Origin of the sequence: Phycobacter azelaicus (genome assembly GCF_014884385.1) — a bacterium.
Lineage (GTDB): Bacteria > Pseudomonadota > Alphaproteobacteria > Rhodobacterales > Rhodobacteraceae > Phycobacter > Phycobacter azelaicus.
Genome location: NZ_WKFH01000003.1, coordinates 2,298,058 through 2,323,992 on the forward strand (window position 1 = coordinate 2,298,058; position 25,935 = coordinate 2,323,992).

At 59.4% G+C, this 25,935-nt stretch carries 23 protein-coding genes, 2 tRNA genes and 1 pseudogene; 13 read left to right on the forward strand and 13 right to left on the reverse strand.

Annotated elements, in window-relative coordinates:
* Positions 1-4 precede the first annotated feature (4 nt).
* The 9 genes from INS80_RS12145 (at position 5) to INS80_RS12185 (ending at position 10,156) form a co-directional block, all read left to right on the forward strand.
* On the forward strand, positions 5-1,090 hold the full coding sequence (locus tag INS80_RS12145) for a branched-chain amino acid ABC transporter permease (protein WP_192965886.1): 1,086 nt from the start codon (positions 5-7) through the stop codon (positions 1,088-1,090).
* Positions 1,087-1,854, forward strand: coding sequence for an ABC transporter ATP-binding protein (locus tag INS80_RS12150; protein WP_192965887.1), 768 nt, complete (start codon positions 1,087-1,089; stop codon positions 1,852-1,854). Before INS80_RS12145 ends, INS80_RS12150 begins: the two co-directional genes overlap by 4 nt.
* Complete coding sequence (locus INS80_RS12155; RefSeq protein ID WP_192965888.1) at positions 1,854-2,627, forward strand: ABC transporter ATP-binding protein; 774 nt, start codon at positions 1,854-1,856, stop codon at positions 2,625-2,627. Before INS80_RS12150 ends, INS80_RS12155 begins: the two co-directional genes overlap by 1 nt.
* Before the next feature lie 11 nt (positions 2,628-2,638).
* A complete protein-coding gene (locus INS80_RS12160) occupies positions 2,639-4,534 on the forward strand; it encodes an AMP-dependent synthetase/ligase (RefSeq protein WP_192965889.1) in 1,896 nt (631 codons plus the stop codon).
* Positions 4,535-4,584: 50 nt separating this feature from the next.
* Entirely contained in the window at positions 4,585-5,745 is a 1,161-nt protein-coding gene (locus tag INS80_RS12165) for an ABC transporter substrate-binding protein (RefSeq protein ID WP_192965890.1), read from the forward strand.
* Between the two features lie 234 nt (positions 5,746-5,979).
* Positions 5,980-6,903: an MBL fold metallo-hydrolase gene (locus INS80_RS12170; RefSeq protein ID WP_192965891.1), complete on the forward strand. Its 924-nt coding sequence runs from the start codon at positions 5,980-5,982 to the stop codon at positions 6,901-6,903.
* A 274-nt stretch (positions 6,904-7,177) separates the two neighbouring features.
* Positions 7,178-8,836: a transcriptional regulator gene (locus INS80_RS12175; protein ID WP_192965892.1), complete on the forward strand. Its 1,659-nt coding sequence runs from the start codon at positions 7,178-7,180 to the stop codon at positions 8,834-8,836.
* 137 nt (positions 8,837-8,973) lie between these two features.
* Entirely contained in the window at positions 8,974-9,963 is a 990-nt protein-coding gene (locus INS80_RS12180) for an NADPH:quinone reductase (protein ID WP_192965893.1), read from the forward strand.
* A 118-nt stretch (positions 9,964-10,081) separates the two neighbouring features.
* A tRNA-Gln gene (locus INS80_RS12185) sits at positions 10,082-10,156 on the forward strand.
* A 351-nt stretch (positions 10,157-10,507) separates the two neighbouring features.
* On the opposite strand, the pseudogene INS80_RS19320 reads toward INS80_RS12185, so the two are convergent.
* The 8 genes and pseudogenes from INS80_RS19320 to INS80_RS12220 form a co-directional block, all read right to left on the reverse strand.
* Positions 10,508-10,788: pseudogene (locus tag INS80_RS19320) on the reverse strand (transposase); the annotation flags it as partial.
* Positions 10,789-11,137: 349 nt separating this feature from the next.
* Entirely contained in the window at positions 11,138-12,070 is a 933-nt protein-coding gene (locus INS80_RS12190) for an AEC family transporter (protein ID WP_192965894.1), read from the reverse strand.
* Between the two features lie 35 nt (positions 12,071-12,105).
* Positions 12,106-12,903: an MBL fold metallo-hydrolase gene (locus tag INS80_RS12195; protein ID WP_192965895.1), complete on the reverse strand. Its 798-nt coding sequence runs from the start codon at positions 12,901-12,903 to the stop codon at positions 12,106-12,108.
* Positions 12,903-13,715, reverse strand: a complete 813-nt coding sequence (locus tag INS80_RS12200; protein WP_192965896.1) for a TatD family hydrolase — start codon at positions 13,713-13,715, stop codon at positions 12,903-12,905. Before INS80_RS12200 ends, INS80_RS12195 begins: the two co-directional genes overlap by 1 nt.
* 61 nt (positions 13,716-13,776) lie before the next feature.
* Positions 13,777-14,895, reverse strand: a complete 1,119-nt coding sequence (locus INS80_RS12205) for a DNA polymerase III subunit delta' (protein WP_192965897.1) — start codon at positions 14,893-14,895, stop codon at positions 13,777-13,779.
* Entirely contained in the window at positions 14,892-15,545 is a 654-nt protein-coding gene (gene tmk, locus INS80_RS12210) for a dTMP kinase (RefSeq protein ID WP_192965898.1), read from the reverse strand. Before tmk ends, INS80_RS12205 begins: the two co-directional genes overlap by 4 nt.
* Positions 15,542-16,654: a D-alanyl-D-alanine carboxypeptidase family protein gene (locus INS80_RS12215; RefSeq protein ID WP_192967272.1), complete on the reverse strand. Its 1,113-nt coding sequence runs from the start codon at positions 16,652-16,654 to the stop codon at positions 15,542-15,544. The genes tmk and INS80_RS12215 overlap by 4 nt, the downstream gene beginning before the upstream one ends.
* Positions 16,655-16,775: 121 nt before the next feature.
* A complete protein-coding gene (locus INS80_RS12220) occupies positions 16,776-17,663 on the reverse strand; it encodes an SPOR domain-containing protein (RefSeq protein WP_192965899.1) in 888 nt (295 codons plus the stop codon).
* Positions 17,664-17,912: 249 nt separating this feature from the next.
* Here INS80_RS12220 and INS80_RS12225 point away from each other — a divergent pair.
* The 3 genes from INS80_RS12225 to INS80_RS12235 all read left to right on the forward strand — a co-directional run bounded on the left by INS80_RS12225 (position 17,913) and on the right by INS80_RS12235 (position 19,442).
* Positions 17,913-18,002, forward strand: a tRNA-Ser gene (locus tag INS80_RS12225).
* A gap of 34 nt (positions 18,003-18,036) precedes the next feature.
* On the forward strand, positions 18,037-18,534 hold the full coding sequence (locus tag INS80_RS12230) for a GNAT family N-acetyltransferase (RefSeq protein ID WP_192965900.1): 498 nt from the start codon (positions 18,037-18,039) through the stop codon (positions 18,532-18,534).
* Positions 18,535-18,875: 341 nt separating this feature from the next.
* On the forward strand, positions 18,876-19,442 hold the full coding sequence (locus INS80_RS12235) for a lysozyme family protein (RefSeq protein ID WP_439650941.1): 567 nt from the start codon (positions 18,876-18,878) through the stop codon (positions 19,440-19,442).
* A 7-nt stretch (positions 19,443-19,449) separates the two neighbouring features.
* Here INS80_RS12235 and INS80_RS12240 read toward each other — a convergent pair whose 3' ends face one another.
* From INS80_RS12240 to INS80_RS12260, 5 genes are all read right to left on the reverse strand, one after another.
* Complete coding sequence (locus INS80_RS12240; RefSeq protein ID WP_192965902.1) at positions 19,450-20,403, reverse strand: hypothetical protein; 954 nt, start codon at positions 20,401-20,403, stop codon at positions 19,450-19,452.
* Positions 20,404-20,415: 12 nt separating this feature from the next.
* A complete protein-coding gene (locus tag INS80_RS12245) occupies positions 20,416-21,729 on the reverse strand; it encodes a TRAP transporter large permease (protein WP_192965903.1) in 1,314 nt (437 codons plus the stop codon).
* Positions 21,726-22,439, reverse strand: a complete 714-nt coding sequence (locus INS80_RS12250) for a TRAP transporter small permease (protein ID WP_192965904.1) — start codon at positions 22,437-22,439, stop codon at positions 21,726-21,728. Before INS80_RS12250 ends, INS80_RS12245 begins: the two co-directional genes overlap by 4 nt.
* A 92-nt stretch (positions 22,440-22,531) precedes the next feature.
* Positions 22,532-23,512, reverse strand: a complete 981-nt coding sequence (locus tag INS80_RS12255) for a TRAP transporter substrate-binding protein (protein WP_192965905.1) — start codon at positions 23,510-23,512, stop codon at positions 22,532-22,534.
* A gap of 53 nt (positions 23,513-23,565) precedes the next feature.
* The gene (locus INS80_RS12260) at positions 23,566-24,807 is read right to left on the reverse strand and encodes an NAD(P)/FAD-dependent oxidoreductase (RefSeq protein WP_192965906.1); all 1,242 of its coding nucleotides are present in this window, start codon (positions 24,805-24,807) and stop codon (positions 23,566-23,568) included.
* A gap of 144 nt (positions 24,808-24,951) precedes the next feature.
* On the opposite strand from INS80_RS12260, the gene INS80_RS12265 reads away from it, so the two are divergent.
* Positions 24,952-25,857 carry a LysR family transcriptional regulator gene (locus tag INS80_RS12265; protein WP_192965907.1) on the forward strand — a complete coding sequence of 302 codons (906 nt, stop codon included), beginning with the start codon at positions 24,952-24,954 and terminating at the stop codon, positions 25,855-25,857.
* The last annotated feature ends 78 nt before the right edge of the window (positions 25,858-25,935 follow it).

A 25,935-nucleotide genomic window follows, 5' to 3' on the forward strand; every position in this document is an offset into this window, starting at 1 on the left:
TCCCATGCGCATTCATTTCAAAACCACCTACGAGCAGGATATCCGCCTGTTCCCCGACCTGTGGACCGCCTGTGTTTATGGCGCGCTGATCTTGCTGGCCTTTGCACTTCCCTACCTGATCAACGAATTCTACATTGGTGAGGTCACCAATGTCCTGATCTGGGCGATTGCGGGGCTGGGTCTGATGCTGCTGACCGGTCAGACAGGGCAGGCGAGCCTGGGACACGCGGCCTTTCTGGCGATTGGCTGTTATACCAATACCATCCTGATCGAGCAGGGTCTGCCCTTCATCATTGCTTTCCCGCTGGCGGGAGTCATCACAGGGGTGGTTGGCGCAATCATCGCCATTCCCGCCCTGCGGCTGCATGGGATTTACCTCGCGATTGCTACAATCGCGCTGTCGATACTGGCCGATGACATCATCGTTTTGCTCGAGCCATGGACCGGCGGCGTGTCGGGCAAGTTCCCGGAGATGATCACAATCTTCGGGTTCGAGATCGAACGCTGGACCATGCCGACGCGGTTCTACTACCTGGTTCTTATCGTCACTATCGTATGCACGCTGTTCTACCGAAACCTGCTGCGCTCGCCCCTGGGTCGAGCCTTTGCAGCGGTGCGCGACAGTGAGGTTTCGGCCACCGCCATGGGCGTTCATATCGCCCGCACCAAGGCGACTGCTTTCGGTCTTTCGTGCATGATTACCGGCTGGGCTGGGGCCCTGATGGGCTACTACGCGGGCACCTTCAACAACGAGACCTTCTCGATCGTGATCTCCATCACGCTGTTGATGATGATCGTCATTGGCGGCCTCGGCTCCATCCACGGGGCTTTCTTTGGCGCGGTTGTGGTCGCCTTCCTGCCGCAGGGCCTGTCGATACTGAAGGATGGGCTGATCGGTGGAGGCGTTGCCATTCCGGGGCTGGAGACGGGTGTGTTCGGGATGATCCTGATCCTCTTCATCCTGTTCGAACCCATGGGCATCTACGGGCGCTGGCTGAAGATCCGCATCTGGTTCGAACTGTTCCCCTTTGCGCGCAAGGACATGTTCCGCCGCCAGAAATCCTACCTGAAGACGGAGCGTCTGAGATGAGCCTTCTGGAAATCAAGAACGCGACGCTGAAATTCGGCGGGGTGGTGGCCGTGAACGATCTGTCCTTTTCGGTCGAAGAAGGCGAGGTCTATGCCATCGTCGGGCCGAACGGGGCGGGCAAGTCCACCGTCTTCAACCTGATCTCGCGGTTTTACGAGCCCTTCGCGGGGGAGTTCACCTTTGACGGGCAGAACCTGCTGGAGTGCAAACCGGACGAGGTTGCCGACCTTGGCATCGCGCGCACCTTTCAGAACATCGAACTGTTCGATCATGCAACGGTGCTGCAGAACCTGCTGGTGGGGCGGCATCGTCACCGCAAGAGCACCCTCATCGAAGAGCTGTTCTTTGCCCCGCGCGTGCGCGCCGAAGAGCACCGCCACCGCGAGGCAGTGGAAGAGGTGATCGACTTCCTCGATCTGCAACCCTACCGCAACAAGATGATCGCCGGCCTGCCTTACGGCGTGCGCAAGGTGGTGGAACTGGGCCGGGCGCTCGCCTCTGGTCCGCGGCTTTTGCTGCTGGATGAACCCGCCTCGGGACTGTCGGTCGAGGAAACGCAGGACATGCGCTGGTGGATCGATGACATCCGCAAACAGATGGGGATCACGGTGTTGATGGTCGAACATGACATGGGGCTGGTGTCGGGCGTGTCCGACCGCGTTCTGGCCCTGGCCGATGGCGCGAAACTGGCCGAAGGCACCCCGGCAGAGGTGCAATCCAACCCGGCCGTGATCGAGGCCTATCTAGGTGCGGGGGCGGTCTGATGGGAGAGCCTTTGCTGGAAATCAAAAACCTTGAAAGCTTTTACGGGCCGATCATGGCGATCCGGGGCGTCTCGCTCAAGGTGGACAAGGGGCAGATCGTCACCGTCCTTGGGGCCAATGGCGCCGGGAAGTCCACGCTGCTTAAGACGGTGTCGGGCATCATGGATCCTGAAAAGGGCGAGGTGCTGTTTGGCGGCACACCTATCCAGGGCGAAGAGCCGCACAAGATCGTCAGCCGCGGCATCGTCCATGTGCCAGAAGGGCGCGAGGTTTTCCCGCTCTTGACGGTGAACGAGAACCTGAGCCTTGGCGCCTATACCCGCGCGGACAAGGCCGAGATCGAGCGCGACCGGGAGATGGTGTTCGACTACTTCCCGATCCTGGCCGAGCGGCGTGATCAGGAGGCGGGCACCCTCTCGGGTGGTCAGCAGCAAATGCTGGCAATTGGGCGGGGGCTGATGCTGCGGCCCAAGATCATGCTGCTCGATGAGCCGAGCCTCGGTCTTTCGCCGCTGCTGGTGCAGGAGATCTTCGCCATTCTGCGGCGCCTCAACGCAGAGGAACACGTGACCATGATGCTGGTGGAGCAGAACGCCCGCATCGCGCTCGAGCTGGCCGATATCGGCTATGTGATGGAGATCGGCCGTATCGTGATGGACGGCACCGCCGACCGGCTGATGCAGTCCGAGGATATCCAGTCCTTCTACCTGGGTCATCAGGAAGAAGGTCAGCGCGGCGAGAAGCGTTGGAAACGCAAGAAGACCTGGCGTTAAGGGGGGAAGGGATGAACATGCAAAACCTTGGACAGACCGCACACCCGCAGGTGCTCATCAACGGCGTGTCGTTCAATGCCGATCCGGGGCAGCGTCCGGTCATGGTGGACGGCTGCACCACGATAACCCAGCTGTTCCAGCAGCGCTGCGCTGCGCTGGGGTCGCGGACCGCACATCGCGAAAAGGATATGGGCATCTGGAAAGCCTATTCCTGGAGTGACTACTGGAACCATGCCAAATGGATCGGCCTTGGCCTGATGTCGTTGGGCCTCAAACGCGGTGAGGTGGTGTCGATCCTCAGCGAGGACCGGCGCGAGTGGCTATACTCTGACATGGGCATTCAGGGGGCAGGGGGCATCGCCTCGGGGGTCTACACGACCGACTCCGCTTCGCAGCTGGCATATCTGGTCAACGACAGCGACAGCAGGTTCCTGTTCGTGGAAAATGACGAGCAGCTCGACAAGTACCTTGAGATCGCTGATCAGGTGCCGGGGCTTGCCAAGGTCATCATCTATGAACGCGAAGGGCTGCATGATCTCGACCATGAGAAATGTCTGTTCATCGACGAGCTTTATGAGCTGGGCAAAGCCTATGAGGCTAAGCATCCCGGTGCCTATGAGGCCGAGATCGCAAAGACCAAGCCAGAAGATACCGCCCTTCTGATCTATACCTCCGGCACTACGGGCATGCCCAAGGGGGCGATGCTCAGCAATGAGAATATCCTGGCCTCAATCGAAGCCGGGGCGCGGGCGCTGGAATTCACCGGCAATGACGAGCAACTGTGTTTCTTGCCGCTCTGTCACATCCTTGAACGCAACGTGTCGGTCTATTTCCCGCTTGCGGCTACCAGCACGGTGAACTTTGCCGAAAGCCCGGAAACCGTGTTCGACAATATGCAGGAGGTCTCTCCTGCAACCTTTTTTGCGGTGCCGCGGGTCTGGGAAAAGATCTACTCGCGCGTGCTGGTTCTGGCGCAGGAGGCGACACCCATTGGGCGCATGGCCTTTCATGCGGCGATCAAGGCGGGTCGCAAGCGGGCTGAATATGTCATGCACGGCAAGCCGGTCCCCTCGGGCGTGGCGGCAAACTATGCGATCTGGGATTTTCTGGTGCTGCGCAACCTGCGCCGGATGCTGGGAATGGACAAGATGCGCCGGGGCGGCACGGGTGCTGCGCCGATCTCGCCCGAGCTTTTGAGCTGGTACTGGTCTATCGGTGTTCCGCTGATCGAAGGCTACGGCATGACAGAAAACGCAGGCCTTTCGACGACCAATACGTTCGAGAGCAACGCCCCCGGCACGGTTGGCCCTGCGGTTCCGGGCGTCAAGCTGCGCATTGCCGAGGATGGCGAGATCCAGACCCTGGGCCTCAATAACTTTCAAGGCTACTGGCGCAACAACGAAAAAACCGCCGAGACCTTTACCGACGACGGCTGGCTGCGCACCGGCGATGTGGGGCGGCTCGATGAGAAGGGCAACCTGACCATTACGGGCCGTATCAAGGACATTATCATCACGGCGGGTGGCAAGAATATCACTCCGGCCGAGATCGAAAGCCGTTTGAAGTTTAGCCACTACATCTCGGATGCGGTGGTGATCGGGGATGCGCGCAAATATCTCACCTGCCTGATCATGATCGATCAGGAAAATGTTGAGAAATTCGCACAGGACCGCAAGATACCATTCAGCGACTTTGCGTCGCTCTGCGCCGCGGAGGAGGTGGTGCAGCTGATTGGGGCCGAAGTCGAGGCCGTCAACAAGGAGTTCGCGCGGGTCGAACAGATCAAGGATTTCCGCCTGATCAACGTTCTGCTCACGGCCGAGGACGACGAGCTGACCGCGACGATGAAGCTGAAGCGCAGCTTCGTGGAGAAGAAGCACAAGGCACTGATCGACGACATGTACTGACGGCGCGCATGACAAAGGACGCCGCACGCATATCCAGGGAGGAAGCGAAAATGAAGAAACTGACATCCGCGCTGACGGTTACGGCAATGGCCCTTGCAGGCGCCACTGCCGCTCAGGCAGAAACACAAGGGGTTTCCGATACGGAAATCGTCATCGGCTCGGTCAATGACCTCAGCGGTATCTTTGCCGCAGTGGGTGTTCCGGCCGTCAATGGCGCCAACATGCGCTTTGACGAGGCCAATGCCGCAGGCGGCGTTCATGGCCGTCAGATCAAATTCGTGGTCGAGGACAACGGCTATCAGATCCCGCGTGCGATGCAGGGCTACAACAAGCTTTTGAACCGCGACAAGGCCTTTGCCATGCTCTTGTCGCTGGGCACACCAATGAATGTGGCGGGTTTCAAGCTGCTGGACCCCAAGGGAATCCCCAACGTAGGCCCGCTTTCGGCCGCGCGCCAGATGCTGCAGGACCCGATGAATAACAAGTTCATCGGCTTTTCCAGCTACTATGACCAGGTACAGGTCGGTGTGAAATATCTGGCCGGGGAGTTCGACTCCAAGGAAGTCTGCTCAATGTACATTCCTTCCGACTTTGGCAAGGAAATCCAGGAAAGCACCAAGGACATTTCCGAAGAGTTGGGGCTGACCTATGCGGCGGAAACCTCGCACAAGCCGGACGAGCTGGACTTTGTCGGGTCCCTGACCAAGCTGAAATCGGCGGGCTGCGACGTGGTCACTCTGGCGCTGGGCGTACGCCAAGGCATCACCGTGGTTGGCACCGCCAAGAAACTCGGCTGGACCGACGTGAAGTTCCTCAACACTTCTGCCGGCTTCCTTGATGTTGTGGCTGCGGTGCCGGGCGGGGTGACCGATGGTCTGTACGCCGCTTCTGGCTGGGTCAGCCTTCTGGCCCGCGCCGAAGAACCGGTTCCGGCCGCCTTTATCAAAGGGTATGAAGAGAAATTTTCCCAGCCTGCCGGCGGATTTGCCATGCTTGGTTATTCCGCGGCTGACACCGTGATCCGTGCCTTGGAAGCAGCTGGCAAAGACCTGACCCATGAAAGCTTTATCAAGGGAATGGAGAGCCTGACCTATTTCGATGATCTGACCGATACGCAGATTACATATGCCGCGGATGATCATCGGGGGGCTGACGATATTGTCATTTCGATCGTCGAGAACGGCAAGTGGAAAGAGCTGAGCCGTCAGTAAGTTAATCTCAATCTGAGATTGTGTGGCCGGTGCGGAGTTCCGCGCCGGTCTTTTGCTACGGGGCGCTAGCAAGGGAAGAAGAGGGGTTCTCGGATTTCCTTTGCATAGCTGAAAGTAGCTCTATATAAATTCATGTATGCGAATGTAACATGTGTTACGGTTTGGGTAGTTTGTCCGGTCGGCAACGCTTCGGGGTTTAATATGGGCAAACGATGCAGGGTGGAGCGAAACCAGATGAAAAGGCGGGATTTTTTGCAGGGTGTTGCGGCCGGGGCCGTTGCAACAGGAGTTTTTCCGTCGCTGACGCGGGCGAATGCGCAGGCGGGGGATGCTCTTACACTCGGTGATATGTCGATCCAGACCCTGTCTGATGGCAACCTTCTTCTTCCCAAGGGATTTCTGTTCCCCGATTTGACGGATGAACAGCTCGACCCGATCCTCTCTCGCCACGGTATTACTCAGGATCCGCTCGAACCACCGCTGAACATCACGCTGATGCGTGATGGTGATCGTGTGGTGCTGTTTGATGCTGGATCTGGTCCGGCTTTTCAGGAGAGTGCCGGTCGACTGCCTGCGGCCCTTGAGGAGGCGGGTGTCGCCCCCGAGGACGTCACGCATGTTGTCTTCACGCACGCGCACCCAGATCATCTTTGGGGGGTGTTGGATGATTTCGACGATCCGCTTTTTGCCAATGCCGAACATATGATTGGCCAGGCGGAATGGGACTATTGGTTCGACCCTGAAACGATAGATACTATCGGGGAAGAGCGCGCCACCATGGCTGCGGGGGCCTACCGCCGGATGGAAATCTTGGAGGATCAGATCACCCGGTTCAAAGACGGTGAGGAAATCCTTCCCGGCGTTGCCGCGCGTGCCACCCATGGTCACACGCCGGGTCATATGTCATTCGAGCTACGGTCGGGAAGTGAAAGCGTGATGGTTCTGGGGGATGCGATTGGCAATCACCATGTCAGTTTCGCACATCCTGCTTGGCATGTGGGAACCGACCACAATCCTGATATGGCGGCCTCAACGCGGGTAAGCCTCCTTGATCAACTTGCGCATGATCAAATTCGAGTCATAGGCTATCACTTGCCCGGAGGTGGGCTTGGGCAGGTTGTTCGCACCGATGATGCCTACAGCTTCATTCTGATTTGACTTTCAAAAAAGCAAAACTAAGGTTTTAGAAGTGTTGCGCGGAAATCACCCCCTTCCTGCACGGAGGGATGGATTTTTGTGCGAAGGCCCTGGTTCTTGCCCGGAAAACAGGCGGAAAATCCACTATTAGCCCTCTGGTTGTAATTATTTTTCCAGAGATGTATTCTCTTTTTGAGTTTATTTATTTGATTTTTGAAAAATATGCTTTTTCGCTACATATTTGCGCTGAATTGCTGTAATTTCATCCTTGTGTCACGGTTGATTGGGAGCGGTTATGAGTATTTTGATAAGGTTGAATCAATTCGGCGCGTTTGGAGTTTTTCGCTCAGACGGAACAAGTGTCCCCTTGGGAGCAAAGCACCAAGCGCTCTTGGCTTTGCTGTCAACGTCGGCTTCGGGAATTCGAACACGTGCTTTTCTTGAGCACACCCTGTGGAGCCTTGCGCAGCCAGAACAGGCGAAAGCAAGTCTAAGGACAGCATTATCCACCCTGAAAAGGCATCTTGGCCCCGAGGCGGCTCAGGCCATCAGTGCAAACCGCGAAAGGGTAACGTTGGATCTGCAGCGCGTTCAATTTATCCAGCCTGAAGCGCATGCAGAATTCATGGAAGGGTTTGAGCTGCCGCACGAAACCCGGTTCGAAAGCTGGTTGGCGCAGATGCGTGCGGACTTTGATGCCAAATACTCCGGGCAGCCGGAGGCGTCAAAGGGATCACCTGGGCGTGTGCTCTATGACGATCTCTTGCCGCCGATCGCGGTACTTCCCTTCGTGCAGCATGCGCCTGGCGAGGATACTTCGCCACTTGGCTCGTTGTTGTCCGAAGAGTTGTCGCGCTGCCTGGCTCGAAGTCAGGCCTTCACGGTAACCTCTTACCTGGCGTCGCGCCAGTTTGACCCGACCCGTGTGCGCTCGGCTGAGGTGTCCTCTGTCGCGGGTGTAAACTATCTGGTGTCTGGTGTGGTTCACGTGCGCGGTCAGAAGATGGTGCTGGATGTTGAACTGCACGAAGCCGTTCGGGAAAAGGTCATCTGGTCACGCAGTTTTGAAGGGCCTCTTGCGGATCTCATGACAGGGCAAAGTGAAGCCCTAAGAGATGTGACCCGCCAGATCGGTCAGACCCTGATCGGCGACGCCGTGCGGCTAGTAAGTTTTAAGCCGCTCAGCAGCCTCGAGGGTCATACTCTCCTGATGGCTGCCATTTCTCTGATGCAGGAGATGAACCCAGCGTCCTTTGAAAAGTCCCGAGAGATCCTGAACGTGCTTTTGACGCGCGAGCCGCAGCATCCTTTGCCGCTGACATGGATGGGCTTTTGGCACGTCATGCGGGTTCAGAAAGGATACTCCAGCGACCGACAACTGGACACCCATCTGGCAAGCCAACTCGCGACGTCTGCCCTTGAGGCAGATCCGGCCTTTTCTCTTGCGCACACTCTGAAAGGCGCGATCTCGAGCCATCTGCTGTTCCATTTCGATCTGGCGCAGAGTGAATATGATCTTGCGTTGAAGGACAATCCAAACGAGGCACTGGCTGTGCTGCTGAAGGGGGCAACCCACGCGTATCAGAACCGACCTGAGGAGGCGGTGAAGCTCACGGATGCGGCTCGGCGGCTATCGCCACTTGGACCGCAGCGCTATTACTTTGATGCCGAGTCCGCGCTGGCAAACCTGACGGCAGGTGACTACGGACGCGCTATTGAGCTGGCTGATCGCTCGCTACAGTCAAATGCATCCTACCCTGGCAGCCTCAGCACCAAGGCCATAGCGCTGCATATGTCTGGCCGTCGGCAGGAGGCGAAGGACGTGGTTCAAAGCCTCTTGGATGCGATCCCTACGTTTAGTCTCGCCAAATACCGTCAGGAGCATGCAGTGGCTTTGGGTCAGGTGGGCGAGCGATGGACGGACGCCTTGAGACAGGCGGGCGTCCCTGATTAGGTCGGCGTGCTCCTGTCGAACCAATTCGGTTCGACCTGGCATTAAACAGCTTGCACAAACCCTGGGCTTGGGGCTCTTTTGGCACCGATCGGGCGCACCTCATCGGGTGGCCCTTACAGTTGCAAGGGAGTTACGTCATGCAGGCAGTCACCTACCGGGCATTTGGTCCCGCGCGAGAGGTTCTTTCTCTCGAAACTCTGGATGTGCCGCCTCTCGCTGCGGGAGAAGTGCGGGTTGCGTTATCCTTCTCTGGGGTGAACCCGTCTGACGTCAAGGCCCGGGCCGGCGCGCGGGCTGGGGTGAGCGAATTGCCTTTCCCGACCATTATTCCCCACAGCGATGGGGCAGGTGTCATCTGCGAAGTGGCAGAGGATGTGGATCCCGCACGGCTTGGCCAGAGGGTCTGGATCTGGAACGGCCAATGGCAGCGCGCCTTTGGCACAGCTGCAACTGAGATTTGCCTGCCGCAGGAGCAGGCCGTCCCACTGCCGGAGGGAATAAGCCTCGAAACCGGTGCGGTACTTGGCATTCCGGGGCTCACCGCCTGTCATGCGGTGTTTTCCGCGGGGGATGTGGCCGGGAAAACGGTTCTGGTCCAGGGCGGAGCAGGGACAGTCGGCTACCTTGCCGTGCAATTGGCAAAATGGGCAGGGGCGCATGTCATCGCAACCTGCTCCGCCTCGGCGCGAGAACGCGTCGCGGCCGCCGGGGCTGATGCTGTGCTGAGTTATGATGCAGATGACCTTTCTGCCCAAATCTTGGCCGCGAATGGCGGTCGTCCTGTCGATCTGATTGTCGAGGTCGAGTTTGGCTTGAATGCGGCGATCGATGCCGAAGTCATTGCACCAAATGGGCGGATCACGGCCTATGGTTCTGCCAAAATGATTCAGCCGTCACTGCCGTTCTATCCTTTGATGTTCAAGGCAGTCACGTTGGAAATGGCCCTGATTTACCTTTTGCCGACTTCGTCAAGACAGGCTGCGATAACGCGCTTGCACCGAGCGTTGACGGAAGGCGGCCTTTCGGTGCCGATTGCCGAAGTGCTCCCAATGGATCAGGCGGCAAAGGCCCATGAGGCGGTGGAGAAAGGCGGGCGGAGTGGAGCGGTTTTGTTGCAAACCTCATAAAACTCAACGAATTAGGAGGTGGTGTCAGAGATTGTTGCGAGGCGAGAATTTCCTTGCAAGAATTTTTCAAAAACCACTTGCGCCGCCTCCGAACTCGCTTTAGAAGGCCCAACACCGATGGGGTGTAGCCAAGTGGTAAGGCAGCGGTTTTTGGTACCGTGTATCGTAGGTTCGAATCCTACCACCCCAGCCATCGGCCCTCCTTTGACAGACTTAGTATCTAATCTGGCCTTTGGGCTCGAACCCGAATTGGTTGCAGCTCCTGTTGTTTTGTGCGCTGACTGATCCCGTCAGATCATCTGAGATGAGCTATCGCCTGCTTCCTCGGTTCACGCGTCCTTCTCTACTCAGGATAAAGGCTTGAGGCAGACATGGAGAACCCTTGGCATTTGATCGCCCCGGCTTTGAAGGGGTTATCGGCAGGAATGAGCCATTGAAACGCCATTGGTCCAATAGACAGTGGCGAATGTAGATCGGATCGACCCGATGCTCCTCGCGATGCATGTCTCCTTTCGCGCATGCAGGTATGCGCTGTCGGGCAGCGTATAAGTGACACGATTACTTCGACCGATGATCGAACTCCGACATCGCAGAGTATGCCGAGGCTTTCCGGAGGATCTCGTTCGCCTGACGCGACACGCGGTTCTCCCGCTCCCGCGCCTTCATCTTGTCGGCGACATCGGTTGGAGCGCCCGCCCGCTTGCGGCTGTCGACCTCTGCCTTCTCGCCCCACTAATTCAGAGTGCGTGCCAAACAGCCAATCTTCGCGCAGACCGACATGATTGCCTGCCAGCGGGAACAATGCTGACCCTGGTTGTCAAGCATCCGCCGCGCCGCGCGCTCGCGGACCTCGGGGGAAGACTCGTTTGTTCATTCAAAGGTGGAAAATTCCAGTTCGCAATGGCCCAGATACAGGGGAGAAGGTCAACAAACGCCGATGCAAAGGACCAAGCCTCCGCTTGTCTGAAGCTACAATGCACTGAATGGAATTGAACAAGGTAATGTACAGAAGGTTCAAGAATTGGCGTTGCGCGGCAACCCGGTGGCACAGATGCCCTCGGTTCTTTTCGTAGTCAGCATTCCGGCAGTAACTGTCCTCTGTTTGGCATGTGTCCTGAGGCTGGTGCTTGTGGTGATCTATCATTGTTTTGCAAGGATGACTGCGCGCGGCCTCTCACATCAAGACCTCCAGCCAGAACCAAGCTGTCACGATCGAAGCGCCAGTTGCGAGCAAAACCGAAGAGGCGGCCACGCGTTTTGCCCGACCGTACATGTTGGCAAAGATATAGGCGTTGAAACCGGGCGCCATGGCCGCGTTGAGAACGCCTGAGCGGAACAGATCCTGTTTCAGGCCCAGTGTTGTCCCCAAGCCCCAGACGATGGCAGGGTGTACCATCAGCGCGGTAACGCAGACAAAGGCAATGGTGCGCAGATCGCCTTCGGGGCGGTATTGGACCAGAACGCCACCAAGTGCAAAAAGGGCCGCAGGCAAGGCCGCCCGGATCAACAGCTGCAGTGCATCATCCAGAGCGCCGGGAACCGACAGGCCCGCAAGGTTGAAGGTGAAACCAAGGGCAATGCCAAGGATCAGCACGTTGTTGAACATGGCTTTCAGCACGGAGCGCACCATATGGACGTTTCCGCGACCACGGTTTTTCACAACTTCCATCACCGTTATGCCGATCCCGTAGCAGAACGGCGCATGAAAGGCGATGATGGCATAGTTGCCGGTCAGGTTGTCGGCTCCAAATGCGCGCTCGGTGATCGGCAATCCCAAAAGGACCGAGTTTGAAAACAGACAGCAGAAACCGATGGCAACGCTGTCCTCCCAGTCGCGATTGAAGATAAATCGCGCTCCGAAAAGACCGATGAGAAAGCAGACGCCTGCGCCGGTGTAGAAACTGATCAGCAGGATGGGGTCAAAGCTGCTGGACAGATCCAGGTTGGCAATGGCGCGAAACAACAGGCAGGGGATGGCGAAACTCTGGGTGAATTTCATCAGCCCTTCGATATGATCTTGGGTGAAATAGCCCTGCCTCGTGGCGGCATAGCCTGCGGCGACAACCAGGAAGACGGGAAGGATGACGTCGATCAGGCTTTGCAGCATGGGGTGGTCCTACTGGGAGGCTGCGGCGCACCGCTCTAAAGGGGGACGCTTATCACCATGCCGTCATAGGCGGGGGTGATGTGATCGGGTGTTTCGGCCTCGACCGTGGCGTAATCCATGTCGATATGCATGTTGGTCAGAACGGCGCGGCGTGGCTTCATGCGCGCGATCCACTCTAGCGCTTGATCCATGTTGAAATGCGTCGGGTGGGGCGTGCGTCGCAGCGCGTCCACTACCCAGTAGTCAAGGTCCGTCAGTTCGGGTAGGGCCGCGTCCGGGATCTCGACCACATCCGGCAGATAAGCCAGCCCGCCCATGCGAAAGCCAAGCGCGTCCATGGATCCGTGCCCGACCTCGAAGGGACGGAAGGGAATCTCTCCGCCGGGGCCATCGATGGTAAACGGCCCGTCGATGTTGCGCAGATCCAGAATAGGCGGGTAGGGAGAGCCTTCGGGCTGCACGAACGCGTAGCCGAACCGGGACAAAAGCGCATTCTGCGTGTCGCCATCCGCATAGACCGGGATGCGCGCGCGCATGTTGAAGACGATCATCCGCAGATCGTCTATGCCATGCACGTGGTCGGCATGGGAATGAGTGTAAACCACCGCATCAAGCCGCCCGACACCCGCATCCAGTAACTGGCTACGCATATCGGGGGAGGTATCGATCAGCACCGTCGTAGTGCCTTCCGGCCCCTCACGCTCTACCAGCATCGAACAGCGCCGCCGACGGTTGCGCGGATTGTCGGGATCGCAATCGCCCCAATGACCTCCTAGGCGCGGCACCCCGCCCGACGAACCGCTGCCAAGGATGGTGTAGCGCAACTCTGCCATCACGCGGCCGCCTTGTACTCTGCGGCCTTCCAGAACAGCCGGTCGAAATTTTCCTGGGTGCGGGCCGCAAAATCTGCGTAATCCATGCCAAAGGCTTCGGCGCCCACCTTTGCTGTATGGGCGGTATAGGCGGGCTCATTGCGCTTGCCCCGGAACGGTGGCGGTGCAAGATAGGGCGCGTCCGTTTCGACCAGGATACGGTCGATGGGGGCAGCGGCAAAGATATCACGCAGCTCCTGGCTTTTGGGGAAGGCGGCAATGCCGGACATCGACAGGTAAAAACCGAGATCAAGCGCAGCCTTTCCCAATTCCGAAGAGGAAGAGAAACAGTGCATAACGCAGGTATAGCTGCCGTTCTTCATTTCTTCGGCCAGAATGCGAGCCATATCGTCATCGGCAGCGCGGGCGTGGATGATCAGTGGCAGGCCGGTTTCGCGCGCGGCAGCGATATGGGTTCGGAGGGAGGTCTGCTGAACCTCGGCGCTGTCGGCGGTGTAGTGATAATCAAGGCCCGTCTCCCCGATCCCGACGAATTTCGGGTGTTTGGCGAGGGCGACCAGGTCTTCAACACTGACCAGCGGCTCATCCGCCGCGCTCATCGGGTGGGTGCCAGCGGCATAGAAAACCGGATCGTGCGCCTCGGCAATGGCCCGGACGGCCGGTTCATTCTTCAGCTTGGTGCAGATGGTAACCATGCGGGTCACACCGGCCTCTGCGGCGCGGGCAATCACCTGATCCAACTCTCCGTCGAAATCCGGGAAATCCAGGTGGCAGTGGCTGTCGGTGATCTGGGGGAGGGTGCTGCTGCTCATGCCTGTCTCTCGTCGCCTTCTTGCGCCGCAGCCCCCTGTCAAAGCCCGTGAAAACGGTGGGTCAGTGCGACGCGGTATCCTGCATCTTGAAAACCGTATCTAGAACTAGGGCGGCGGGGTCAAGGTTCACCGCCTGCCCGTGGCGCGCGCGGGCCGTTGCTTCGGCCGACAGGTCAGCCCATGCTCGCCCTTTGGGCGGATCGGGCGCCAGCCGTGTCAGCATCGCCGCTTCGCCCATTGCCGCTTCGGGCTGGGGCGGCTGACCGGTGGCGCCGGTGCGGGCAAGGCGCGCCATGGCAAATTCCACGAGGGTCAGGAGCAGTTCGAACTTTTCGGCCCCGCCGCGCTGGGCAGCGGTTTCAGCCAGGGCGAGGGCGCGCTGGCGGTCAAGTCGGGGCAGGGAGTCGAGGATCTGCACCAGCTCGCCGTAGGTCTTGAGCCCGCCGAGATTCAAGAGGCGCAGCGCCGCGCCCACGGATCCTGCCGCCAGTGCGGCAAGATGATCGGGATTTTCAGGCAGATCCGCCCCCGATTGCATCAGCGCGGCCTGCATGTCCTCTGCGTTCAAAGGGCCAAGGCGCAGGGTGCGGCAGCGTGAGCGGATCGTCGGCAACAGGCGCGAGGGCTGATGCGAGATCAGGAACATGGTGGTGCGCGCGGGGGGCTCCTCCAGCATCTTCAAGAGCGCATTGGCGGCGCTGGGGTTCATCTCATCGGCGGCATCCACGATCACCACCCGGCGCCCGCCATCGGTGGCGGAGAGCCCGAAGAACTTCGTCAGCGCGCGGATGTCGTCAACCACGATCTGATCGCGCAGCTTGCCCTTGTCGTTATAGCTGCGGGTGATCGCCGCCAGTCCCGGCTCCGCCAGCGCTTGAAGGCGGTGCGACACCGGATGGTCCGGGCTGATGTCGAGCGAGGTTGCCGGGGGCGGCGCGCCGAACAGCCCGTCTTCGGCAGGGGGAGTAGCCAAAAGAAAGCACGCGATGCGCCAGGCGAGCGTTGCCTTGCCTACTCCTTTGGGCCCGGTCAGAAGCCAGCCGTGGTGCAGCCTATCCGAATTGAAAGCCGTCAAAAAATCCGCTTCGGCCTTGTCCTGACCAAAGATACGCTGCGTTTCCCGTGGATGTGGTGCGCCAGCGGCCTGATCTGCGCGTGGCAGGTCTTCTTCGCTGCTCATGCGGCGGCTCCGGAGGCTGCAAGTTTGGCGTGCGCCTGGGCCAGAACATCGCGGGCAACCACCTCAACCGGGCGGTTGCCATCCAGAACGCAGAACCGTCCTTGGAATTCATCCGCCAGCGCCAGGAAACCCGCCCGCATCTTTTCCTGCAGGGCGAGGCCAAAGTCTTCGAACCGTTCCTCTGTCCCCTGACGCCCTTTGGCGCGTGCTAGGCCGGTGGCCGGGTCCATGTCGATCAGGAAGGTCAAATCCGGCTCGCGGCCAATCATCATTTCGTGCAAGCGGTCCACCGTGGCGCGCAGATCGCCGCGCGACAGCCCCTGATACATGCGGGTGCTGTCTGCAAAGCGGTCGCAGACAACGATCTTTCCAGCAGCAAGCGCAGGATTGATGGTACGTTCAAGATGGTCACGCCGCGCAGCCGTGAACAACAGAATTTCGGTTTCGGCCGACCATTTGTCGGGGTCACCCTCCAGCACCATCCGGCGAATGTCTTCCGCACCGGGAGAGCCGCCCGGTTCGCGTGTCAGCACGACGTCGCGACCTGCCTCGGTCAACGCCTCGGCCAGCAGCCTGCACTGTGTTGATTTCCCAGAGCCGTCAATCCCCTCAAAGGTGATGAACAACCCGGTTTTTGGACTGGTGGTCACATCGCCTCCTCGGGGCCGCTGAGGAAGCGCTGGATCAGAACCTGAGCTGCGGTTTTTACCCTCACGGGGAAGCCTCCCGCGGCCACATCATTCGCGGCTACAAGTGGCAGGCGTACTTCTGGCAGCTCATCGGGTTGGAAGACAAGCTCGGCCAGTTGCTGCCCCTTTTGGATCGGGGCATCAACCGGGCCGGTGTAGACCACCTCGGCGTTGATCTCGCCGCTGTTCAGCGCTGGCACCAGTACCGCCAGGTCTTCGGCGGGGACCAGCCCTACCGATCGTGCAGCGCCCCGCCAGACCTCGGCTTCGGCAATCGGGACACCGGCCTTGGCGACGGTTTTCTTGGCAAATTGGCGAAACGACCAGTTAACGAGGGCTTCGGCCTCCTCTGCGCGGGCCTTGGTGCTGTCAAGGCCGGTGACTACAAAGATCACCCGACGATCCCCCTGTTTGGCGGATCCGACAAGGCCGTAGCCTGCCTCGCTTGTATGGCCAGTTTTGAGGCCGTCTGCGCCGATGCCCAACGACAAAAGCGGGTTGCGGTTGCGCGTGTTGGATGGTGCGCGCCCGTCGAATTCGAACGTCCGCTCCGCAAACAGAGGGTAATATTCTGGGAAATCCTCGATCAGGTGTTTGGCAAGAATGCCCAGATCCTGCATGGACATGAGGTGGCCCGCAGCGGGCCAGCCATTCGAGTTCGCGAAGGTGGCGTTTGTCATGCCCAGCTCTGCGGCGCGTTTGGTCATGTAGCGGGCAAACCCGGCTTCGGTGCCATCAGGGCTGAGGGCTTCTGCGATCACCGCGCAGGCATCGTTGCCGGACAACACGATGATGCCGCGGATCAGATCCTCGACCCGCACCCGGTCGGTCGTGTCAAGGAACATGGTGGAGCCGCCATAGCTCATCGCGTGCTCGCTGACCGGCAGGCGCTCATCCAGGGTCAGTCGCCCGTCCCGCAGCGCTTCGAAAGCCACATAGAGCGTCATTAGTTTGGACATAGAGGCAGGAGGCAGCGGTATATCCGCATTCTTTGACAGCAGCACCGTGTCGGTGCCTTGGTCCAGCACATAGGCGGCACGCGCATTGGTATCGAAAGCCGCAGCGGACATGGCGGACAGGCTCAGAAAGAACCCTGCTGAAACGGAGCTTTTGACGACGGATTTTACAAGATCGATCACTGCTGTGTCATCCTTGTTTTCGTTATAGGTGGCCGGATTCCGAAGGGCGCCCTCAGTTGGTTACGGCATAAGCATCCGAAAAGCCTGCCTCCTTCACGGCTTTCAGGAGCTTGTTACGCTCTGCCTTTGTTTGGGCAGGCCCGACAACGACGCGCCAGAAGGGTTTTCCGTTGGAGGACTGTTCATAGACCGTTGGAATCATGCCAGCGTTTCGCATCTGCCCGGCGGTGCGTTCGGCATTCGCTTCAACGCTGAAGATGCCAATCTGGATGTAAGGCTTGTCCAGGGGCGAGACACGTGGTTTTGCAGTGGCCGGTTTCGTAGGAGCTGACGCCGGCGCATCTATGGCGGCTGCAGCCCCGGCGATGGGGTCCAGTGCAGTTTCCGACACTGCGCTGGGCGTGGCAGCGTCGATGGTGATGGCGGGAGCATCCGCTTCTTCGGCGCCAACCTGTGGTGCCTCTTCAGGAGCAGATTCTTCCGGCGTTGCCTCGCGGCGCAGTGCGGTCACCTGTAGCTCAACTGGGGCGCCTGCCAGCATGCCAAGAGCGGCGGCCGCGTCGGAAGACGCCTGAATGCGGGGGCCCGGGATCTCACGTTCGCGGCGGAAAAGCGCACCGATCACGAATTTGCCGTTTGCACCGTTGCGAATGATCACCCGCTCGGGATCCTGCGCATCCGGGTGCGCCACCCAGACACCGCCCAACGAGGGACGTCCGTCCCACAGGCCGGCTTCGGTCACTTGAAAGACCTCCGGGGCCTCAACGTCGCGCTCGACAAGGCGAGTGCGGTTCGAGGTCGGGGGAGTGTCTTCTGTTGCCGTCTTATTCTGGATAAAAGGCAGACCCGCGCCGTCCTCACATGCTGCGAGCAACAAGAGGCTGACTGCGGCGACGGACATCCGTGCGCCTGCTGCTCCGATTGACTTGGCCTTTGTCATGATTTTCCCCTGCCTGTGCTCATTCTGGCATGCCGCCCCGATCCGGGTTCCCGGTCGTCGTTTTGCTTTTTGCGGATGATAGCCTGCGTGTGCGGCCATGAAAACCCTGTGGCCGACCCTGTCGAGTAAATCCGTATGTATCATGGGGCGATTGGCATGTTTCCGCGTGCACTCTTGTCAGGCACAGGGCGGCAAAGCGCGATTTTCCCTTGCGCGCGGGCCTTGCCCGGCCTAAACCGCCAGCGGACCGGGGAGGTGGCAGAGTGGTCGAATGCGGCGGTCTTGAAAACCGTTGAACGTGAGAGCGTTCCCAGGGTTCGAATCCCTGTCTCCCCGCCACCGGCTCCAGCGCAGCGCGAGGTAGGAGCCATTCATGAGCGATATCATAAGACAAGCCTGTGCCGAGGATGCGCAAGCAATCGCCGACATTGCCGGGCGTATGATCCGTGATACTCTGATCACCTTCACAACCGAAGAAAAGTCGTCAGAGGCTTGGCTGGCAACCGTGCTTGAACGCGGGGCGCGCTTTCTCGTTGCAGAGGCAAAGGGGCAGGTCATCGGATACGCCACCTATGCTGCCTTTCGGGCCGGTCCGGGCTACCGGCATACCGCAGAGCATTCGATACAGCTGGCGCCTACAGCTCAGGGCAGGGGGGTGGGGCGGGCATTGATGGCCCGTCTGGAGGACGTTGCGCGCGCGGATGATATTCGCGTTCTGGTGGCCGGGGTAAGTGGCGCCAACGCAGGGGCTGTTGCCTTTCACGCGGCGATTGGGTTTCGTGAGGTTGGGAGGATGCCGAATGTAGGGCGCAAGTGGGGCCAATGGCTTGATCTTGTCTTGATGCAGAAGGATCTTCAGAATCCCGAATAATAGGGCCGTGTAGTGTGACAGGAGTTTCTCCTGACCACTAAAGCTCCTTCAAATGCCATTAAAGGAAATATCAATTCTGTTCGGTCATGGTTGGGTTGACCTAAAGATCGAACCAGAAGGTTTCCATGATCCCTGTTCGCAATACCTTGGCGTATGCCGTCTTGTCTGTTTCCTTTGCGGCGGCGCCCTTGTGCGCGGCTGAGAGGTTTTCGATTGTCAATCAACAGTTCTTTCAAAGCGGAGCGTCGAGTTCCCGTCCGGTGCTAACCATCCCGGCCAAAGTAGAAGCGGCGCCCAGGTCCCGCAGTGCCGCGCGAGCGCAGCCTGATCTTGAGGCAGAGATGGAAGCCGTGCAGGCAAACCTCGCCAGTCTGTTCACGGGTCGCAGCGGAACCAGCCTGTTCCGTACCCTGCCAAAAGCGGTTGGCGGTGATGCGGTTAGGCGTCTGATGCAGCTCATCGCCAGCGCAGAGGCTGGCAAGGCGCAATATGACGCGGTGCAATACGCGGCAACGATCAAGCCTCCGAAGAAGCCCACGCAGATGACCATCGGAGAGATCTACAAGTGGATCGACGAAACGCCGGGCCAGCAGCATGCGATTGGTCGCTATCAATTCATTCCCGCCACTCTGCGTCGCTTGGTGAAACACGTGGGCGCAAGCCGCTCTGACCGGTTTTCTCCCTTGTTGCAGGACCGTCTGGCACATCAGCTGCTGGAAGAGGCCGGACTGAGCCAAATCCTGGCAGGTGAGATGAGCCGCCATGATTTCATGCACAATCTGTCAAAGATCTGGGCGGGGCTGCCGACCTCCACCGGGAAATCCTACTACCACGGGTTTGCAGGCAACAAGGCGGTGCTGAGCTGGGCCAGGTTCGACGAAGAAATGGCGCGGCTGTTTCCGGGCTGAGTCTGGGTTAACTGCCTGATCTTACGGGGGACTGGGGCTGACCGGCGGCATAGAGGCGACGCATAATGACAGCCGTCAGATACATTGGCACCTGATAGCAGCCCAGGAAGATCAGCAATGGGTCGGTGGTGCTGGCGGGCAAGGCGATCAGGAACAATGCAAAGTTGCGGTTTCCTGACACAACCCCATAGGGCACGGCGACATGTGTGTGGCCGCGCCAGCGCAGAACGTGGAAGGTCAGAACTTGTAGTCCGAGATTGGCGATCAACACCAGAGCCATCCATTTGACGACCACCACAGGCGACGCCTGTAGGGCCGGTCCCAGCGCGGACATCAGCCCCACGACAATCACCGCAAGAGCGAGGGTCGTAAGCCCGTCCAGCGCCTGCACCTGATCCGTGCGCAGATCCGGCAGGGTCAGGCGGCGCAGCGCAAAGGCGGCTGTCACCGTCAGGCCAATGGCCCCAATAAGGCGCAGGGCGGCCCAGATCACCTCTTGCAGCCCGCCGAGGCTCGGCGCCAGCAGGAAGATCGGAATGATCGTCACTGGCATTAATGCGGTGCCGAGGATCAGCACGCGAAAGGCGGGCTCCGGTGCATGTCCAAGAAGCAGTGTTATGTTCGGGCTGCCCGTCACCGAAGGCGCGCTCAGCATCAATAGGATGGCAATGGCGGCGTGCGTTGTTTCGACACCGGTCAGCCAAAATAGCAACAGCGCGACAAGTGGCAGCGCCAGTTGCAGCACCAGAACCGCTCGCAAGGACGAAACCCCATCGTTCAGCCCTCCAAGCGCGGCGCGCGCACCGATGCGAAAGGCCGTCAGGAACAGGAGCAGGGCGACCAGATGTGGGATGAACGGTCGCAGGAGCCGGGCCAGATCCGGCAGCAGCAGTCCGGCCAACAGGCCCAGAACCAAGGCGGCCCGGCCATGCCGGGCCACGAAGGCGAGCGATATCAGCATGCGTTCAGTCCATCATCCCGATGGCGCTGCGCGGATGTTGTCGGGTAGCCAGGTGGCCAGCTCGGGCCAGGCGACAAGGATCACGACCATCACCAGCATCAGCCCAACCATGGGAATGGCGGTCTTGGCGATGTAGGAAATCTCGTGCCGGGTCATGCCTTGCAGCACAAAGAGGTTGAACCCGATAGGGGGCGTCACCTGCGCCATTTCCACGACGACCACAATGAAGATCCCGAACCAGATCACGTCGATCCCGGCCTGGCGGATCATCGGCTCGACAATGGCCATGGTCAGCACCACCGAAGAGATGCCATCAAGGAACATCCCCAGCACTACGTAGAACAGCGTCAGCGCGACGATCAGCACCAGCGGCGAAAGGTTCATGTCGTCGATCCAGCCCGCCAGCGCCCGTGGCAGGCCGGTAAAGCCCATCGCCAGGGACAGGAAGGACGCGCCCATCAGAATCAGTGCGATCATCGCCGAGGTACGCGTTGCCCCCATCAGCGAGGCTGCAAAGGTGCTCCAGTTCAGCGAGCCTTGCGCCAGAGCCAGTGACATGGAGCCAAGAACCCCCACAGCAGCAGCCTCGGTCGCCGTCGCATAGCCCATGTACATCGATCCGATCACCACCGCGACCAGCAAAAGGACAGGGATCAAAAAGCGGCTTTCGGCCAGCATCTGCCCGAGTGTCATCCTCGGTTCCTCCTGCGGGCGTTCACCGTTTGAGAGGTAGTGCCAGGCGATGATATAGGCCATGAACAACCCGGCCAGAACGAGACCCGGCAAGATGCCGGCCATGAACAGCTTGGTGATCGATTCATTGATCGACACGCCATAGACGATCAGCGTCAGCGACGGCGGGATCATCAGGCCCAGCGTGGCCGCGCCCGCCAGAGTGCCAATGATCATGAATTCAGGGTATCCCCGCTTGCGCAGCTCGGGGATCGACATCTTGCCCACGGTGGTCAGCGTCGCGGCGGAAGAGCCGGAAACAGCAGCAAAGATAGTGCAGCCCGCGATATTGGTGTGCAGCAATCCGCCTGGCAGCCAGCGCATCCAAGGAGCCAGCCCGCGGAACATGTCTTCGGACAGGCGAGTTCGATAGAGGATCTCTCCCATCCAGATGAACAGGGGCAGGGCGGTCAGCGTCCAGCTGGAGGCACCAGTCCAGATCGTGGTGATCATCGCATCCCCTGCCGGGCGCGAGGTGAACAGCTCCATCCCCACCCAGGCGACGCCCATCAGCGCAAGGCCGATCCAGACCGAACTGCCCAAAAGCGCGAAGAGGACAAAGAGAAAGATAATGGTGGCGTAGATCTCGCTCATTCGACGGCCTCCGAATTGATGCTGGCGCGGCGGGTTATCAGAAGGCGGCAGAGGTAGTCCCACAGGGCCAGTGCCAGCAGCACGGTACCAATGGACATGGGCAATTGGGGCAGCCACATCGGCGTATAGACCCAGTCAGAGCCGGTATTCGCCCAGAGCTCACCCCATTTCGTTGGGGCTGTGGCGAACATTGAAAAGAAGGACAGCAGCCATTCGGGCACGAAATCCTGCCCCTGCGTGCGGTCGTTCAGCATCTTGGAAAAGATGTTCGTCTTGATCGCGTAGCGGGCAAAATAAGTGGCGGTGAGCGCACCGACCCACATGGCAAAGGCATCCAGTACCAGCCCGATGCGCGGGCTGATGTTGAGGAAGATCGACACCCGAATGTGTGCGCCGCGTGTCAGCGCATGCGCCAGCGCCAGGAAAGAGGTCGCCGCCATGGCATAGCCAGCATATTCGGTGGAGCCGGGAAAGGTCAGGTTGCTCCAGCGGGCAATCATCTGCGCCACGATCAACAGCAGGATCAGCAGCATGAACCCCGCAGCGACGACGCCAGAGCCGAAATAGATCTTGTCCGTCACCCGTTGCAGGGGGCGCAGGAGCCGCCCCATGGGGCCGGGCGCCAGCAGGCAGGCCATCGCCAGCAAGGAGGGAAGAACAAACAGCCAAAGCCACAAAGGCAGGCCCAGAAATGGTTGCCAGTCGCGCAAGATCGACACCCCCAGAAATCGGATGCAGTAAGGTCAGGAAAGTGACGGCCCCACCAGCTTGGTGCAGGCCAGGGCCGTCTGGGTTGGACCGATCAGTTACCGTTATAGGCGTCAAGGATCGCCTTGCCGTCATCGCCGACGGAAGCCAGCCACTCCTCGGTCATCTTCGTGCCGATCTCTTTTAGCTCGCCCAGGAACTCCGGGCTTGCATCGGTGACCGCCATGCCATTGGCGCTCAACTGTTCGAAATACCAGTTGGCTAGCTCCTCGGACTTGGCGGCGCATGCGGCGCCGGTCTCATCGGCGGCTTTCTGGATCGCGGCCTGGGTTTCGCCGCTCAGACCTTCCCAGATCTGCTTGTTCACCATCACGTAGTTGCGCGGCAGCCAGGCGTTGACCTTGTAGTAATGGGTCAGGTGTTCCCAGACCTTGCGGTCATAGCCGGTGGAGCCCGAGGAGATGAAAGACTCCGCCACACCGGTTGCCAGCGCCTGGCTCAGTTCTGCGGCCTCAATCTGCACCGGGATCATGCCCAGCTCTTCGGCAAAGGTGGCGGTGGCCGTGTTGTAGGAGCGGAATTTCACACCTTGGGTGTCAGCGGATGATCCGACCTCTTTCTTGAAGTAGAAGCCCTGACCGGGCCAGGGGCATGTATAAAGCGCAACAAGGTTGAGGTCCGCGAGCTGCGCGTTCACTTTGTCCTTGGCAGCATGCCAGAGTTTTTCGTTCTCGGCATAGCTGGTGGCAACAAAGGGCAGGTTGTCCCAGCCCAGGAGCGGCGCCTCATTGGCATGGGCGGACATGAACCGCTCACCAATCGGAGCCTGGCCGGTCTGCACTGCGCGCTTGATCTCTCCGCCCTTGAAGAGCGAGCCGCCGGGGTGCACCGTGATATCAATCTCACCACCGGTGTAGTCGCGCACCTTGTCGGCAAAGACCACGCCCATTTCGGAATGGAAGTTGGTTGCGGCATAGGCCATGGGCATGTCCCATTTCTCTGCCGCGACGGCCGCGGCCGAAAGGGCCAGGGCAGATAGGGAATAGGCAACAGTTCTGGTGAAATTCGTGATCATTTTGATCTCCCTGTTTGGTTGGTTTGTTTTTTGTTTCTTATGGTCTTGGCGCCTCAGCCGAACCGGTTCGGTTCATAGGGACGCATATCAATATTGCTGGGCCTGCCTGCGATCATGTCGGCCACCATGCGACCAGTCTTGGCGCCGCCGGTGAGGCCCACGTGGTGATGGCCAAAGGCCGCAAAGACACCCGTTTTGCCGACTTCTCCGATCAGCGGCAGGCTGTCCGTGGGGGCAGGGCGGTATCCCAGCCATTCCTCTTCGCTGTCCGCGACCATCTGCGGAAAGCACTCCCTGACCTTGCGCCGCAAGAGCGCCAGTGGTGCCTTGGATTTGACCTCGCTCAGGCCGCCGAATTCGACCACGCCTGCACAGCGTAGCCCCTGATCCATAGCAGTCGCAACGAATTTCCCCGAGGCCAGCATCATAGGATTATTCGGGGTCTGGCTCGGGTTCTTGAAGATGATGTGATAGCCTCGTTCAGCCTCCAACGGCACAGTGAGCCCCAGTTTCTGCATCAGGGGTTTGGACCAGACGCCAGTGGCCAGTACCGCTTCATTGCACTCAAAGCGGCCTTTGTCGGTATCAACTGCCGTGATGCGCCCGCCGGACAGGTCGAAATCCTTGACTTCGGCCTGCACGAAACGCCCGCCCATCTCCTCCAACAGCGCAACAAGATCGCGCACGTAGTTGCCGGGGTTGAGGATGTAACCGTGGTTCTTCATCACCGCGAGCAGCTTCATGTTCTGGGCCAGGATGGGTTCCTTTTCCTGCACCTCACCGCCTTCGATCAGCTCGGGCACAAAACCGGCCTCACGGCGCAGCTCCCAAACGTATTTGTCCGCTTCAAAGGCCGCGCGGTCTTCATAGGCAAAGCAATAATCGCTTTCCTGCACCCATTTCGCCGCCGGTGTCCCCGCCGTCAGCGCCTGGTGCTGCTCGACGCTGTCGCCGATGACATGGCTCAACCCTTTGGAGATCCGCCGGGTGTCGCCGTCATTGGCATGAGAGAGGTATTTGATCAGCCAGGGCAGCAGCTTCGGACCGTAAGACCAGCGCATGAACAGCGGGAAGTTCGGATCCATCAGATATTTCGGCCCCTTGGGCAGCAGCCCAGGTGTGGTCACAGGCACGATGGCACAGCTCGCCAGAATGCAGCCATTGCCATAGGAGGCGCCCATTCCGGGTTCGCCCTTGTCCAGCAACGTGACCTCATGTCCGGCGCGGCGCAGCCAGATCGCGGTTGCGGCGCCGACTATACCAGCGCCGACAATAACAGTGTGGCGCCCGCTCATGCTCTGGTGCCTATCGGATAAGAGGAGATGATCTTGGTCATGGGTCTTGCTTGTGATGGTCTTGGGTTACCATGCATGGCGCTACGCATCATTTCAAATACTAAGATATGGCTAGTTCATAATAAAAAATGATATGCCTGTTTCATGAACCTCAGATTCCGCCAGCTTCAGGCCTTCCATGCCGTGATCGAAACCGGAACCGTCACCGGCGCTGCGGCCAGCCTTGGGATTTCGCAGCCCGGTATTTCAGACCTCCTGAACCAGCTTGAGCGCCAGACAGACATCAAGCTGTTCGAACGGGTGCGCGGGCGCCTGACCGCAACACCCGAGGCGACCTTGCTGTTTCGTGAGATCGACACCGTGGTGCGCGGTTTTGATCATGTGACGCAGGCCGTTATCGATCTTCAGAACAAGCAGGCCGGGCAGCTGCAGGTGGCCTCGCAGCATTCCATGTCTTTTGGGTTCATGCCACGTTTGATTGCCGATTTCGCCCGTGATCGGCCGGATCTATCCATATCCTTCCAGTCGCAGTATTCGTCCAAGATACAGGAATGGGTCCTGTCCGGGCTGTTCGAAATCGGGATCTGCGAGATGCCGCTCCTTTATGATGCACTCGATGTGCATCCGGTCACTGTGGAGTGCCGCATCGCCATGCCCGAGGGCAGTCCCTTGGCGCGCCATGACGTTCTGACGCCCGAACTGCTTGAGGGAGAGCCGTTTATCGTCATGGGGCCAGATCACATGACGCACCGCCGCACGCGGGAGGCTTTTGTGCAGGCGGGGGTACCGCTTCGGGCGCGGATCCATGCGCATCTGTTCAAGAACCTCCTGAGTTTCGTCAAAGAAGGGATGGGGGTTGCCGTCATCGACCCGTTCATTCTGGATTTTGACAAGGAGGGCGGGTTCTTGTCCCGCCCGTTTCAGCCGACTGTAATGATGGAGATGGCAGTCATCACCTCCAGCGCGCGTCCGCTGTCGGCCATTGGGCAGGAGTTCCTGGCGCTTTTGAAAACGGCGCTGGATCCCTACACGTCAGATAGTACCGACTGACACTATCGTCACGGGGGCTTGGATCCTGCCGGGCTCGCGGTCATAGTTTCGCAAGATGGTCCAAGTCAGGAGCGACAG

Bases quoted from the DNA above. Each gene is read 5' to 3' on its own strand.
- INS80_RS12160 (WP_192965889.1), top strand. From the start codon at position 2,639: ATGAACATGCAAAACCTTGGACAGACCGCACACCCGCAGGTGCTCATC.
- INS80_RS12175 (WP_192965892.1), top strand. From the start codon at position 7,178: ATGAGTATTTTGATAAGGTTGAATCAATTCGGCGCGTTTGGAGTTTTT.
- INS80_RS12155 (WP_192965888.1), top strand. From the start codon at position 1,854: ATGGGAGAGCCTTTGCTGGAAATCAAAAACCTTGAAAGCTTTTACGGG.
- INS80_RS12195 (WP_192965895.1), bottom strand. From the start codon at position 12,903: ATGGCAGAGTTGCGCTACACCATCCTTGGCAGCGGTTCGTCGGGCGGG.
- INS80_RS12170 (WP_192965891.1), top strand. From the start codon at position 5,980: ATGAAAAGGCGGGATTTTTTGCAGGGTGTTGCGGCCGGGGCCGTTGCA.
- INS80_RS12165 (WP_192965890.1), top strand. From the start codon at position 4,585: ATGAAGAAACTGACATCCGCGCTGACGGTTACGGCAATGGCCCTTGCA.
- INS80_RS12180 (WP_192965893.1), top strand. From the start codon at position 8,974: ATGCAGGCAGTCACCTACCGGGCATTTGGTCCCGCGCGAGAGGTTCTT.
- INS80_RS12230 (WP_192965900.1), top strand. From the start codon at position 18,037: ATGAGCGATATCATAAGACAAGCCTGTGCCGAGGATGCGCAAGCAATC.
- INS80_RS12220 (WP_192965899.1), bottom strand. From the start codon at position 17,663: ATGACAAAGGCCAAGTCAATCGGAGCAGCAGGCGCACGGATGTCCGTC.
- INS80_RS12255 (WP_192965905.1), bottom strand. From the start codon at position 23,512: ATGATCACGAATTTCACCAGAACTGTTGCCTATTCCCTATCTGCCCTG.
- INS80_RS12150 (WP_192965887.1), top strand. From the start codon at position 1,087: ATGAGCCTTCTGGAAATCAAGAACGCGACGCTGAAATTCGGCGGGGTG.
- INS80_RS12215 (WP_192967272.1), bottom strand. From the start codon at position 16,654: ATGTCCGCTGCGGCTTTCGATACCAATGCGCGTGCCGCCTATGTGCTG.
- INS80_RS12235 (WP_439650941.1), top strand. From the start codon at position 18,876: ATGGAAGCCGTGCAGGCAAACCTCGCCAGTCTGTTCACGGGTCGCAGC.
- INS80_RS12265 (WP_192965907.1), top strand. From the start codon at position 24,952: ATGAACCTCAGATTCCGCCAGCTTCAGGCCTTCCATGCCGTGATCGAA.
- INS80_RS12245 (WP_192965903.1), bottom strand. From the start codon at position 21,729: ATGAGCGAGATCTACGCCACCATTATCTTTCTCTTTGTCCTCTTCGCG.
- INS80_RS12260 (WP_192965906.1), bottom strand. From the start codon at position 24,807: ATGAGCGGGCGCCACACTGTTATTGTCGGCGCTGGTATAGTCGGCGCC.
- INS80_RS12205 (WP_192965897.1), bottom strand. From the start codon at position 14,895: ATGAGCAGCGAAGAAGACCTGCCACGCGCAGATCAGGCCGCTGGCGCA.
- INS80_RS12190 (WP_192965894.1), bottom strand. From the start codon at position 12,070: ATGCTGCAAAGCCTGATCGACGTCATCCTTCCCGTCTTCCTGGTTGTC.
- INS80_RS12145 (WP_192965886.1), top strand. From the start codon at position 5: ATGCGCATTCATTTCAAAACCACCTACGAGCAGGATATCCGCCTGTTC.
- INS80_RS12240 (WP_192965902.1), bottom strand. From the start codon at position 20,403: ATGCTGATATCGCTCGCCTTCGTGGCCCGGCATGGCCGGGCCGCCTTG.
- INS80_RS12200 (WP_192965896.1), bottom strand. From the start codon at position 13,715: ATGAGCAGCAGCACCCTCCCCCAGATCACCGACAGCCACTGCCACCTG.